The sequence below is a fragment of the Rhodococcus pseudokoreensis genome, from assembly GCF_017068395.1.
GTDB classification, from domain to species: domain Bacteria; phylum Actinomycetota; class Actinomycetes; order Mycobacteriales; family Mycobacteriaceae; genus Rhodococcus_F; species Rhodococcus_F pseudokoreensis.
The window spans coordinates 1-12,580 of sequence record NZ_CP070616.1 but is presented as its reverse complement, the minus strand read 5'-3'; the positions used below and the strand labels follow the sequence as shown (position 1 = coordinate 12,580).

General features: G+C 65.0%; 11 protein-coding genes and 6 pseudogenes. 3 read left to right on the top strand and 14 right to left on the bottom strand.

Annotated elements, in window-relative coordinates:
- Positions 1-266: 266 nt before the first annotated feature.
- From JWS13_RS03835 to JWS13_RS03775, 14 genes and pseudogenes are all read right to left on the bottom strand, one after another.
- Positions 267-503 (bottom strand): annotated as a pseudogene (locus tag JWS13_RS03835) (transposase); the annotation flags it as partial.
- Between the two features lie 48 nt (positions 504-551).
- Positions 552-1,634, bottom strand: a pseudogene (locus JWS13_RS03830) (tyrosine-type recombinase/integrase); the annotation flags it as partial.
- A 12-nt stretch (positions 1,635-1,646) separates the two neighbouring features.
- Positions 1,647-1,976, bottom strand: a pseudogene (locus tag JWS13_RS46160) (site-specific integrase); the annotation flags it as partial.
- A gap of 114 nt (positions 1,977-2,090) precedes the next feature.
- Positions 2,091-2,333 (bottom strand): annotated as a pseudogene (locus JWS13_RS03825) (transposase); the annotation flags it as partial.
- 349 nt (positions 2,334-2,682) lie between these two features.
- A complete protein-coding gene (locus tag JWS13_RS03820; protein ID WP_206004570.1) occupies positions 2,683-3,177 on the bottom strand; it encodes a MarR family winged helix-turn-helix transcriptional regulator in 495 nt (164 codons plus the stop codon).
- Positions 3,178-3,513: 336 nt separating this feature from the next.
- Complete coding sequence (locus JWS13_RS03815; RefSeq protein ID WP_206004569.1) at positions 3,514-4,053, bottom strand: MFS transporter; 540 nt, start codon at positions 4,051-4,053, stop codon at positions 3,514-3,516.
- Between the two features lie 48 nt (positions 4,054-4,101).
- Positions 4,102-4,183, bottom strand: a pseudogene (locus JWS13_RS46370) (hypothetical protein); the annotation flags it as partial.
- A gap of 436 nt (positions 4,184-4,619) precedes the next feature.
- Complete coding sequence (locus JWS13_RS03805) at positions 4,620-6,245, bottom strand: acyl-CoA synthetase (RefSeq protein ID WP_206004567.1); 1,626 nt, start codon at positions 6,243-6,245, stop codon at positions 4,620-4,622.
- Positions 6,246-6,296: 51 nt separating this feature from the next.
- Positions 6,297-8,036 carry an FAD-dependent monooxygenase gene (locus JWS13_RS03800; RefSeq protein WP_225929616.1) on the bottom strand — a complete coding sequence of 580 codons (1,740 nt, stop codon included), beginning with the start codon at positions 8,034-8,036 and terminating at the stop codon, positions 6,297-6,299.
- Positions 8,037-8,166: 130 nt separating this feature from the next.
- Positions 8,167-9,117, bottom strand: a complete 951-nt coding sequence (locus JWS13_RS03795; protein WP_206004566.1) for a fumarylacetoacetate hydrolase family protein — start codon at positions 9,115-9,117, stop codon at positions 8,167-8,169.
- A gap of 28 nt (positions 9,118-9,145) precedes the next feature.
- The gene (locus JWS13_RS03790; RefSeq protein ID WP_206004565.1) at positions 9,146-9,727 is read right to left on the bottom strand and encodes a fumarylacetoacetate hydrolase family protein; all 582 of its coding nucleotides are present in this window, start codon (positions 9,725-9,727) and stop codon (positions 9,146-9,148) included.
- Positions 9,724-10,152: a fumarylacetoacetate hydrolase family protein gene (locus tag JWS13_RS03785; RefSeq protein WP_206004564.1), complete on the bottom strand. Its 429-nt coding sequence runs from the start codon at positions 10,150-10,152 to the stop codon at positions 9,724-9,726. The genes JWS13_RS03790 and JWS13_RS03785 overlap by 4 nt, the downstream gene beginning before the upstream one ends.
- Positions 10,153-10,394: 242 nt before the next feature.
- A pseudogene (locus JWS13_RS45375) lies at positions 10,395-10,653 on the bottom strand (VOC family protein).
- Positions 10,654-10,807: 154 nt separating this feature from the next.
- Positions 10,808-11,005 (bottom strand): VOC family protein, encoded by a 198-nt coding sequence (locus JWS13_RS03775; protein WP_206004562.1) that lies wholly within the window; start codon positions 11,003-11,005, stop codon positions 10,808-10,810.
- Between the two features lie 530 nt (positions 11,006-11,535).
- On the opposite strand from JWS13_RS03775, the gene JWS13_RS03770 reads away from it, so the two are divergent.
- From JWS13_RS03770 to JWS13_RS03760, 3 genes are all read left to right on the top strand, one after another.
- On the top strand, positions 11,536-11,889 hold the full coding sequence (locus JWS13_RS03770) for an MFS transporter (protein WP_206004561.1): 354 nt from the start codon (positions 11,536-11,538) through the stop codon (positions 11,887-11,889).
- Between the two features lie 11 nt (positions 11,890-11,900).
- A complete protein-coding gene (locus JWS13_RS46365; RefSeq protein WP_206004560.1) occupies positions 11,901-12,266 on the top strand; it encodes an MFS transporter in 366 nt (121 codons plus the stop codon).
- An 85-nt stretch (positions 12,267-12,351) separates the two neighbouring features.
- Positions 12,352-12,580: MFS transporter (locus JWS13_RS03760; RefSeq protein ID WP_338050642.1), on the top strand; the 229-nt coding region annotated here is incomplete at its 3' end.

Here is a 12,580-nt window from a genome sequence, read left to right as displayed (position 1 = left end):
GAAAGATTTCGGTATGGGTGTCGTCCATGCGTCGAGGTGAGAGTGACGAGTACTGACTCGGCTTTCGGTCGTTCATCAGCCCCCGAAAGGTGATCCCCAACCCTTGGAGCGTCCGCCGGAACCAGTTCACCGAACGGAACGGTGCTGGCGCGGACCCGTACGGGATTGGTTCCTTACGCACATAGTGCTCCATAACCCTAGGTTAGTAGGCGGTCAAGTCCCTGGAGGTGGTGTACGACGTCGTCGCGTGATGCCTCGTGGGTGAGTCAGGCAGTCAAGGCTGGTGTCACCTCCTCGGTGGCCCCGGTGGCCCCGGTGGTGCTGTCGGTGGGCTTGTCGTTGCGGGAGCGTGCCAGCGCGTCCAGGCCGAGATAGCGACGCCCTTCGATCCACTCGTCGTGCTGCTCGGCCAGGACCGCCCCGACGAGCCGGATCAACGCGGTGCGATCAGGGAAGATCCCGACCACATCGGTCCGTCTGCGAATTTCTTTATTGAGGCGTTCCTTTAACCGGCCTTCGCGTGTGGGTCAACCCGAGGTTGCCGATTTGGGTCAGCGGTCGAGCCGGTGGAGGTGATCGGTCAAGGCGTCCGCGACGCGGTGGTGGCGAGCAGCTTCGTCGGGCCAGCCGCGGTCGCGGGCGTCGGTTTCGAGGGCCTGGATGTCGGTGCGTTGCGCCTCGAGCGCGTCGCGGAATTCGGGTCCGGTGACGAAGTTGTCGCAGGTTTCGCAGATGTTGGCATAGGGGCAGGCGCCGGCGGCTTCGTGGCGGGAACAGTAGCCGTGTGCGACACGGGTCTTGAGCATCTCGCTGCCGAGCCAGCTGACGGCGTCGGGAACGATGGGTTTGCCGACCGGGGTGAGCGTGAACCGGCGACGCACCTTGCCCATGGCCTGGTCGTAGGCGGCGCGCAGCGTTGGTGACGCCAGGGTGGCGTACCGTATCGTCATCTGTGGGGTGACGTGCCCGAGCAGCGCCATCAGCGCCTGCAGGCTCATGCCGGCATTGGCGAGTTCGGTGGCCCAAGTATGCCGCAGCTGGTGCGGGGTGACGATCAGGGGCGCGCCGGCGGCGCCGCGCAGCCCCGACCGTTCGACGGCGGCGAGAAGCCCGTTGCGTAGCCGGGTCTGGCTGAGGCGGCGGCCGTGTGCGACGAACAGGAAGTCGGTCAGCGCTCCGGTGCGTGGATGCGGCAGTGGTCGGCAAACGCCGCGCCCGCTGGTCCACTCGTCCAGCGCCGCGACGGTGGCCGCCGACAGCGGCACCATCCGTTCGGTGGCGAGTTTGCCCAGCGGCACCTTCAGCCAGGTCCCGGCCGGGCCGTAGTCGACGACGCTGCCGAGTTCGAGGTCGAGCAGTTCCCCGACCCGCAACCCTGCCCCGCGGAGCACCGTCAACCCGATGCGGGCGAACGGATCCTCAAGCAGAGCAACGGAGTTCATCACCATGGCGTCGACGTCGGGTGCCAGTGCGCGGGGTAGCGGTTGGTCGAGTTTGGGGACGTCGGCGGCGAAGACCAGCCGGCGGGCTGGTGCCTGTTCCCAGCCCCATGCGGTGATGTCGTCGAGCAGGTTACGCAGACTCAGCACCGTCGATTGGATCACGGCCGTCGAGATGGTGCGTCCGGCGCCAGCGTCGAACAATGCCCGCACCGCCGCGACCCGCCGGTTGATCGTCGACGCCGCCGTCGTCCGCTGCCGCCCGTTCCTCGGTGCTGCACCGGGTCGGGGATCACGGCGCACACCCTGCCAATCGATCCACTCGAACACGGTCACCGGCGTCACCGCCGCCAATCCGAGATCGCGGTCGATCAGGAACCGCGCCAGGTTCAGCACATCGAACGCATACGCCCGCACCGTCGCCGCACTGAACGCCCGCCCCGCCAGATGCGCCAAAAACGCGTTCGTCGCCGCGCAACCCTCCCACCCGCCGACCACCACATAACCGTCGTCCACCGCGTGCACCCGAACGGCCATCGCCTGCTCCTCTCGTGAATCGAGCCGCCACCATCAGCATGCGCCCCATCCGGGCAGCGGCCCCGGACCTCACGCCGCGGACAGAATCGTGTCGCCCGAGGGCCGGTTAACCGATCGCGGATTGTTGCTCCAGATCTGCTTCCAGATCTGCTTGGGAAATGCGGTGAACGCCAACAGGTCCGACCGTGCGGCGTCGAGGTGGTCGGCGACCTTCGGCAGCTTCTCAGGCAGAGCGTCGATCACCCGATCATATTGGGCGTGAACGGAATCGGAGTCCGGTTGGTCGTAGACCGAGTGCAGCAGCGTCTTCACCCAAGGCCACGAGGCCTTCGGCGTCTGCGACATCAAGTTCGTCGAAGCAACGAGGCTGCCGACACCCTGGAGCGACACATCCAGTCCACCACGGATGCCCTTCTCGTCTACAGACACAAATCCGAGACCCATTCGCTGCCGGCCTGACCGACGCACCGCAGCAGACGGCACCGCCCGGCCATCGGCGCACCCTGCACGCTTTCAATACTGCGCGGCCACACCAGCACTTGGACATGTCCACCCAGTCGGCCTGATCCATTTCCGGACGAGCGCAGACCACCTGAGCTGGCTCATTTCGTCAGTGCGCGTGTTCCGGACCTGAGATCCGGTCGAGCAAGGCACGCAGGTCGGCCTCGACCTGCAGTGAAAACGCGCCGACTTCCGAATAGGCTGTTCACTGCTGGAGGGTATTGAACAACTTCGTGAGCAGTTCGGACAGCTGGGATTGATCTTCCTCGGACAAACCTGAGACCAGATCAAGCTCGACCTGATGTTGTAACCCGGCTGCCTCCTCGACAGCTTCTTTACCGGCCTCCGTGAGGTCGATCGTGAGTCGGCTTCGATTCTTGGGCTGGACCGTACGCGTCACATATCCATCGCGCTCGAGGCGGTCGACTCCCCCAGTGATTGTGGGACGGGTCAACTGTAGACTGTCTGCCAATTGGGAGGGTTCCTGGGGTCCGAGCACGTAGAGCTGGGACATGATCCGAAACGCTCCCCACGTCCACCCCAGAGGTCGGTGGACCTCGTATTCCATGCGCTTTTCGTTCAGACGGGCGAGGCGGCCGATATGCCATACGATCGCGGCGGCGGTGTAGTCGACCTGGGTCGTCGGGCGCCCCAGCAACCGAAGGGAGGCCTCTTGCCACCGTCGACCCTCGAGCTGCATGGGCCTGAGTGTACGAGACCCGACACGTGATGTGGCTTTCGCCCCGTCCGGCTCCCGCGGACAACCCTCCGTCGGGACAATGTCCAACTCCTGCGTCACCGTTGATGCCCCCATCATCTCGTCCCGTTGTCCCTGCATCGTGCACACCCCCGTCACCATCCTCGCCGCACGCTACGGGTCAGAAAATGGTGGTGTAGTCAGAGCCATGGTGGCCGACCGTTGCCACGGAGCCGCACAGGCCCAGATCGACGGCCGCCGTCGAGACCCACCGATGTCCTCTCACCAGATGGGCGGCATCCGCCGGAAGGCCGGACACGTCTGTGCTGCGGTGGTCATTCACGACGATGCCAGATAGCTGGGACGGCACAGATAGGCGACTACCACCACCGGCAGCGCGACTCCGACAAGTGCTGCTGTCACTCCGATCGTGTCGGTGATCCACCCGCTCAGTCCTGCTGCGAACGGACGGGCTCCGACGAAGCCGACGAACCACAGGGCCATGATCCGGCCCCGAAGCTCGTCGGGTGATCTGTTCTGGATCTGCGTAGTAATGCTGGTGAACGCCAGGGTCATCCCGATACCGGACACACCGAATGCGATCAACGTGAGAGGGGCGTTGTCCGTTCCTCCCGCGAGCACGAGACCACCTGCGATCAGCAGCAATCCGCCACTGCCCAGACACTCGATCCCCACGGCGCGGTGCAGCGGACCGAACAGCAAGAAGCCGACGCCGGCACCGATACCGAAGCAGGACGCCATCCATCCGGCCAGAGCCGCTTCGGCGCCGAGTTGCTCCGCCAATGCCGGCGCCAAAGTGACGGCTGGGTCTACGCCGACTCCAACCGCCGCGATCCCGAGCAGAAGCACGAGCAGCACCCGGTGAGAGTGCCACGGCGGCACCCATGGCAGGCCCACCGGCCCTGCCTACCGTGATGGGGACCGTGTTCAGCGACATTGCCGCGGTCATTTCCCCCGGTCTGATCATTGCGGGCACGATCGATTGCATCGCAGGGCCGCCGATCGCGAAGCCCAGTCCGACGACGACGGAGGACAGCATCACCGGAGTGAGACCTGACAGTCCGTCCACTCCCCCCGGACAGCCAGAGCCACAACGCCAGGCCACCCGCGCCGACCCCGGTCAACAACGAACCCGCCACGATCTGGGTGGCGGCCTTGCCACGGTCGGCCAACTGCCCGCTGAACGGCGCGAAGAGCAGTTGCGGGGCGGAGTGGGCCACCGTCACCATGCCCACGGCCCAGGCCGAACCGCTCAGATCGAATGTCAGGATCGCGGCGACCACCACGAAGGTCCACGTGCCGCACGACGAGAGCAGTTTGCCCCAGAAGAACGGCCCGAAGACCGGATCGACGGTTAGCCGGAAGGCCCCTCGACTGCGATTCTGCGGGTCGTCGGTCGAGGGATCCACGGGTGCTCGGCTCAACTACTGGCCCGAATCATTCTCTGCCGAGCCGATGTTCGATGCGAGGCCGCCGTACAGATCACGCAGTTCACGCTTGAGTACCTTGCCACTCGGGTTCTTCGGCAGCGCGTCGCTGACGACAACATATTTCGGCTGTTTGTAGCCGGCGAGCCGGCCACGGGTGTGGTCCTTGATCTGCTCAGAGGTCACTGCCGCTCCAGGTTTGGGGACGACGACTGCGGTGACGGCCTCAACCCAGTACGGATGGCTGATGCCGAAAACCGCGACCTCGGCGACATCGTCGTGTTCGTAGATCGCTTCCTCGACCTCACGGCTGGCGACGTTCTCTCCGCCGGTCTTGATCATGTCCTTCTTGCGGTCCACGACCGACAGGTAGCCGCCTTCGGTCATGATGCCGAGATCGCCGGAGTGGAACCAGCCGTCACGGAACGCCTCGGCGGTTTTCTCCTCGTCGTTGTAGTAGCCGAGTGCGGCCTGCGGGCTTCGGTGCACGATCTCGCCGATCTCGCCGACCGGCACGGGGTTTCCGTCGTCGTCGACCAACCGGGTCTCGACGTTCAGGGCGGCACGGCCCGCCGACCCGGCTCGTTCGACTTGTTCATGTGGGCGCAATATCGTTGCCAGAGGTGCCATCTCGGTCTGGCCGTAGAAGTTCCACAGCTGCACCTGCGGCAGGCGTTGCTGCAACTCCCGGAGGATCTCCACCGGCATGGGCGACGCACCGTAGTAGCCCTTGCGCAGACTCGACAGGTCCGTGCTGTCGAACGAAGGATGGCGCAGCAACGAGATCCACACCGTCGGCGGGCAGAACAGTTTGGTCACGTTCTCCCGGGCGATGGTCTCGAGCAGCACCGCGGGGTCCGGGGCCGGCAGGATGATGCTGGTTGCGCCGAGGTAGACATCGACGGAGAAGAAGCAATCCAGCTGCGCGCAATGGAACATCGGCAGCGCATGCACCTCGACATCGTCCACGCTCATTCCACCGTCGATCGCGCAGGAGGTGTACTGGGCTATCAAAGAACGACTGGACAGCATCACGCCCTTGGGGCGCGATTCGGTGCCCGAGGTGTACATCAGGCGGACCGGATCGTCGTCGGCGACCAGGACGTTCGGTGCCGAGTCGTGACCGGAACGCCACCAGTCGTCGACGTCCTCCCACCCGGCGTCGGGTGCTGCCCCTGAGGTCGAGATCCATCCCCGCACACCGTCGATGCGCGCGGTGGCCAGTGCCTTGCCTGCTGTGGGGGCGAGCGTGTCCTCCACGAGGATCCCACGCGCATCGGCGTGTTGCAGGATGTAGGCGATCTCGTCCGGGCCGAGCATGAAGTTCACCGGCACCAGGACCACGCCCAGCTTCGCGGTGGCGAAGACGGTCAGAGCGTACTGCCAGCAGTTGTGACTCAGCAGTGCCAGCCGGTCGCCCTTGGTCAGGCCACGGGCGGTCAGCGCATGGGCCATCCGGTTGGCCGCGGCGTCGAATTCGGCGTAGGTCACCCGCAGGTCTCCGGCGACGACCGCGAGCTTGTCCGGATACCGTAAGGCGGTACGGTGCAGCAGGTCTCCGATGGAGTGCTGCCGGGCATCTGCGACGGCAGCGGTGGTCTCCGGTGTGAACGTCGTGTCCATGTGTCTTCTGTCTCCGGTGAAGTGTCGGGGAGTGGAGAGGAGCGAGCGCGGTCAGAGGTGCAGCACAGTCCTCATCACGCGGGAGAGCTCGGCTGCTGCATCCGTCGGACGGTCGACGCTCCTCCAGGTAACATGCCGGTCGGGACGGACCAGCACCGCGCCGGCGTGCCCGACCTCGCGGGCGTCGCTCCATTCCCAGTAGGGGTCGAGGATGTCACCGCCGATCCGATGGGCGACGACCTGCACCCCGAGTTCGGCCGAGACCTTCTCGGCAGCTTCGAACCAGTGCTCGGCGTCCAGACCGACCAGCAGGGCGAATTCCAACCCGTCGACGAGGTCGAGCGTGGAGATCTGCTCCCCATTCCGGATCAGCCGCGCGTGGGGCACACGCGCCCCGGGCCTGGTGGTGGTCTGGAAGTCCAGGACGGGATCACCCTCGAACGGAGGGTAGGGCGTCTCGTCGTGCACGAGGGCACCCTCGTCGTAGTGGTATCCGACTTCCAGACCCAATGCGTTGAAACGGTTCTCGTTCTTGTCGAGGGCAGCGCGCAAAGCCGCGCGCCGTTCATCTCCCAGCGGACCCGGATCCTCGAGGGACGCCAGCGCTTCCCATCCCTCTTCCTCGGAAAGCCCTTCGTGGAGTCCGACAGCTTCCTGGATCGCCGTTGCCTGGTGCAGGCTCTTGATGGCTCGGTCGACGCCCGTCGCGCCGATGGGCTGGCGCTCACTGTTGTAGGTGTCCAGCAGCTCGGCACCGGCCTCATCGCGGAGGACGAGTGCAAGCTTCCAGGCCAGGTTGTAGGCGTCGGCCACCGACATGTTCAGGCCGAGGCCGTTCGTCGGGGGATGGCGGTGCACGGCGTCACCCATGCAGAACACGCCGTCGCGGGCGTACTCGGGGGCGACCTGCGCGTTGACCTTCCACCCCGAGATGCCGAGGATCTCGATGTCGTCGACGGGCTCGCCGACGGCCCGTTCAATGTGACCGATCGCCTGCTCTTCGGTCATCTCGGACAGATCCTCGACCTCGGGGTCGTAGAACCTGTTGAGCACGAACTCGTCGAAGGGGTTCATGCAGATGAACGTGCCGAGCGCAAGCGGCGGTTGCGGGCCGGGGTGCATATTCCAGGTGAGCACGCCGGGTCGGTGTGCCAGATAGCGGCTGAGGTCGGCCTTGAACCAGATGTTCGCGGCGTGGAACAGCCCCGAGGGTCCCTCGATGTCGAGCCCGGCGAAGCCGAGCACTTTGGTGCGGGCACCGTCCGCACCGATGACGTAGCGGGAGCGGACCGTCAATGTCGTGCCGTCCTCGCGGTTGAGGATCGTACTGACCCAGTGGTCCCCCTCGCGCTCCATCGAGAGGAGTTCACGCTGGAACTGCACGTCGGAGCCGGCATCACGCAGTGCCTCGACCAGGACCGGTTCGAACCGGGTCTGGGGGCAGTTGATCGAGGGGCAGGGGCTCGCCGCGAGGTAGTCGGCCTTGCGGTGCGGGGAGGTGCCCCATGCTTCCTTGCGGGCGATCTCGGGCTGGTTCAGCGTGGTGTACCAGACGTGGTGTCGCAGGCGCTCGTGGGGTGAGGACACTGCCTCGATTTCTTCCTGGACACCCAGGTGTCGCATGATCTCGACGGTGCGGGGGTTGACGATGTGGGCACGCGGCGAGTGTGCGGTTCCCGGGTACTTTTCGACCAGTACGTGCTCGATTCCGAACTTCGCAAGCGCCAGGGCGGCGGTCAACCCGGCGGGTCCGGCACCGACGATGAGCACCGGGGTTTCAGCATCAGCCATGGGAGGTGTCCTTCTCGTGCATCCGTGGGTGAATGAGTGTCATTCGTTCGGGCTTCGCGTGTGTCGACGGCGTTGCAGGCGAACAGTGACATCCAGGGGTTTCGGTTGGTGGGGTAGTTTTCGACGCGGATCAGCGGGCCGCGAGGCGCGATCCGCGCGGTGGGACCGGCACGACCTCCGGACCGGTGACGACGGTGGTCTCGATGCGGCCGAGGCGTTCGACCTCCAGGACTACGGTGTCGCCCGGAGTGAGCCAGCGAGACGAGGTGGTGTCGAGGCCGAGGTGTTCGAACAGACAGCAGGTGGGCAGGGTGCCGCCGCCGATGACGTCGCCCGGAACCACACGGGTACCTCGGGAGGCGTACGCGATCACATCGGCGAAGGACCAGTAGGTGTCGGCCCAGTTGCCTTCGCCGATAACGCTTCCGTTGACGCTGACGCGGGCGGTGAGGTCATATCCGAGATTGCGGCGCCGATCGGCCAGCTCGTCGGGGGTGACCAGGTACGGTCCGGTGCTGGTGACGGTGTCCTTGCCCTTGACCGGTCCCAGGGATCCGGTCATCTCGTGCATCTGCACGTCACGTGCACTCCAGTCGCACAGCACCATGTAGCCGGCGATGCGGTCTTCCGCCTGTTCGGGTGTCAGGTTCGCGCCGGTCCTACCGACCACCGCTGCGATCTCGAGTTCGAAGTCGAACATCGAGGATCCCGGAGCGATCGGGACCTCGTCGTTGGGTCCTACGATCGCCTGAGGGTTGGAGAAGTAGAAGGTGGGCTGTTCGTACCACACCTCGGGTACGGGTCGGTCGAGCCACTTGTTGCAGTTGACGACATGACCTTCGAATGTCATGCAGTCACGGAAGGACGGAGGCGCCGCGATCGGGGCCTGCATTCGCGCCTCGGTCAGCGGAATGGTCTCGTTGTGCGCCTGGAGGATTCGCTCACCGGCGATGACGAGGTCCGAGGTTTGCACCAGCTCGAGCAGGGTTGCAGACGCGGGGTCACCGACGATCTGATCGTCCTGCACCACTCCGACGGCGGTCGAACCGGTCGAGGGCGAAATGTAGGTCACGAATTTCACGGTGTGCCTCCTGTCCTTCCGTATGGGGTCACGCGCGGGTGATGTGGGTGACCTTGTTCGTGAGCGTGCCCAGGCCCTCGATCTCGATGTCGATGGTCGGCGTCATGCGGCTCATGTCGATCTCGTGGTGTCCGCGGGGGAACTTCTCGTTGCCCTTCGCGGCCGTGCCGGTGAGGATGATGTCGCCCGGCTCGAGGGTGAAGTAGCGGCTGGCCCAGGAGATGAGCTTGGCGACTGTGAAGCTGTAGGCGGAGGTGGAGTCCTCGGCGAACACCTCGCCGTCCGCGTAGCCGCGGACCGCGAGCGCGTCGGGGTTGCTGATCTCGTCGGCGGTGGTGAGCCACGGTCCCATCGGGCCGAAGGTGTCGGTTCCCTTGGAACGCGTGTGGTAGGTGAGGTACACGGCCAGATCGTCGGGGCCGTTGACCCGGCGCCATGCGAAGTACTCCGAGTAGCCGGGGGAGTCGGCCTGCTGCCGGCTTACGTCGACGGCGATGGAGTCGCCCCGCTTGAGACCCTGCGAGGTGATGTCGTTGACGATCGTGTAGCCGGCGACATGGTCGAGGGCCTCGTCCTCGGAGATGTTCTTGGCTTTGCGCCCGATGATCACGCCGACTTCGAGTTCAGGGAAGGTGAAACCGTAGTCGTCGGGATGATCTCGATGTTGTCACCGTGGCCGACCATCGCGCTCGGCGGCTTGAGAAAGAACATCGGAGCCGCGGCCTCGACGTGGGCACCGCGGGTGAGCAGCGAGTTGTTCATCGCGGCGCAGAGAATCTTGCCGGTGTCGGGGACCGGCGGCAGCCAGGTCAGCTCGTCGAGGCTCACCGACGGCGCGTCGGCGATCCCCTGGTAGGCCTGCCGGACCTTCGCCCATTCGTCGGCGCCTGCCTTCAACAGCGTCTTGACGGTGGCGGGGGCATCACCGAGGCCGGCCTTGGCGTACAGATCGGCGAGCGTGACCACGCGGTCCTGGTCCGGAACCGCGACCACGACGTGATCGGTGCCCGCGATGGCGACAGAAGCGAGTCTCATATTGCTGTCCTTCGATAGTTGTGTGCGGATATTCGTGCAGTGATGGTCAGATGGAGTCGACGGCGCGAACGTCTACTCGACATCCGAACCCAAGGCCGTGGCGGCGCCGGTCAGCGGTCGATGACCCCACGACCAGTAGGGGCGGTCGTGCCGTCGTTGCGGCCACGTTCGCTCGTCGATTCGAGTTGTCCCCCATGCCACTTCGACCTCGAAGGCGTCACCCATGGGCTGGTAGAACGAGATCACGCCGTCGCCGGGTGGCGCCCGAGATCACGAGAGATCGGAAATCCTTCGTCGAGAAGCCGGTCTCGGATGGCGCCCAGAGCATCGAGGTGGTCGACTTCGACTGCGAAGTGCAGCACGCGTGGACGCGCCGACGTCACCTCCGCGAACGCCAGGCTGTGATGTCGCGGATTGCAGCGCACCATCGCGACCCGGTTGCCGCCGATGTTCATGGTCTCGGTGACGGACCATGCCCAGAACCTCGGTGTAGAAGGCCATCGTGCGGCGGAAGTCGGTCACGCCGAGCACGAGGTGTCCGATCCCCATATCTCCAATGGAGAAGTCCACGCCGTGGGGAGAGAGGAATCGGTTCGAACACGGCTCATACGGCCCCAGTACAACTCGGCGACGAATCCGTCGGGATCAACGAATGTCACCAGGTCCACCACGCCACGCTCGGCGGCCAGGTCGGGTCGGTCCTTCGGTTGTGCACCCGCAGCTTCAACCTGCTGCAGATACCTTTCAATGCCGCTTCGTTCTCGACTTCCCATCCCGCGAATGCAAACGAGTCCTGGGTGGACGAGCGCACCAGAATGCGTGCGCCGGCTTCGGTGTCGAGCCGCAGGCCCAACGAGTCACGGTGTCGTCGACGACCACAGCGCCGATCAGGTTGCCCCAACGCCGCCACAGGTCGATGTCGGTCGTGTCGACACCGATGTGGCCGAGGGCTGTCACCGCCGCCATGTACTTCCTCCATTTCTGCCCTGGATCGGGCTTGGGCTGGTGCCTCGGGTTCGGCCGGTGTTGGGCGCTTGCACCGCATGCACGGGAAAGCGATCGGGACTCCACCTGTTACATGGACGTCCATGAGTTAGGCACCTAACTGCTGATGTGAACGAAACCACATTGCCGACCCGGAGTCAAGGGGCGCAGTAGAACTCGAAGCGGACGCGGGAAATTCGATCGGCTTCTTGCCCTATCGGTAGCTATGTGATAGACATCACCGGCGTGGTGTTAGGTACCTAATTCCACCGCGGATCGGGCCCGGCGGCCGCGGGCCTCGCAGGCCGATACACCGGCACTCCCCCAACCATGCGGCCGCACACCACCCCTCCATCAGCATTTTCGGCTGGGCCGAATGCCGCCTTTCAAGGAGATCGGATGTCAGACCACAACACCGCCATGTCCAGGCGGGTCGCACTCTCAGGCTTCCTGGGAACGACGATCGAGTACTTCGACTTCTACGTCTACGGGACTGTTGCCGCCCTGGTCTTCAACCAGGTCTTCTTCAACAACCTCGATCCCCTCGTCGGCACCATCGCAGCCTTTGCCACACTTGCGGCCGGCTACCTGTCCCGTCTGCTCGGCGCGATCATCTTCGGGCACTACGGCGACCGTTTGGGCCGCAAATCCGCCCTGCTGATCACCATGATCGTGATGGGTCTGGCCAGCGGCCTCATCGGTCTGCTGCCACACAGGCACAGATCGGCGCCGCCGCACCACTTCTGCTGCTGACGTTGCGGTTGGTGCAAGGATTCGCACTCGGCGGCGAGTTCGGCGGAGCCGTCTTGATGACAGCGGAGCATTCCGCGGACAACAAGCGCGGACGGACCACCAGCCTCACCGTGATGGGTAACCCTGCGGGTTCGGCCTGGGCATGCTGTCCGTTCTCACCCTCACCGGCGTGCTCACCACCGAAACAGTTCCAGGCGTGGGGATGGCGAATCCCGTTCCTCCTGAGCTTCGGTCTGCTGATCATCGGCTACTTCGTCCGTCACAAGGTCGTCGAAAGCCCGGTCTCGAGAAGCAGGTCTCCACCGCCGAACCCACCCGAGTACCGGTACTCGAACTCTTCCGGACCCAGCCTCGCAACCTCGTACTCGGCACGCTGATCCTGATCGGCGGAGTAGCCGGGACCGGCATCTTCGGCGTCTACATCCTTGCCTACGCACAGGCCTGGGCCACGAGCGCTCTACCGTGCTGACCGCTGTACTGCTGGGCACGATCGGGTCAGCGCTCCTCACCCCTGTCATCTCGTCGTTCTCCGATCGAGTCGGCCGTCGACCCATCCTGCTCGTCGGGACCGCCCTGACCGCCGCGGTGTCCTTCCCGCTGTTCTGGGTCATCGACCAACTCAACAGTGCGCTGCTCATCGTGTCGTTGACCTTGTACATCACCTTCGTGATGACCTGCATCACCGCAGTGG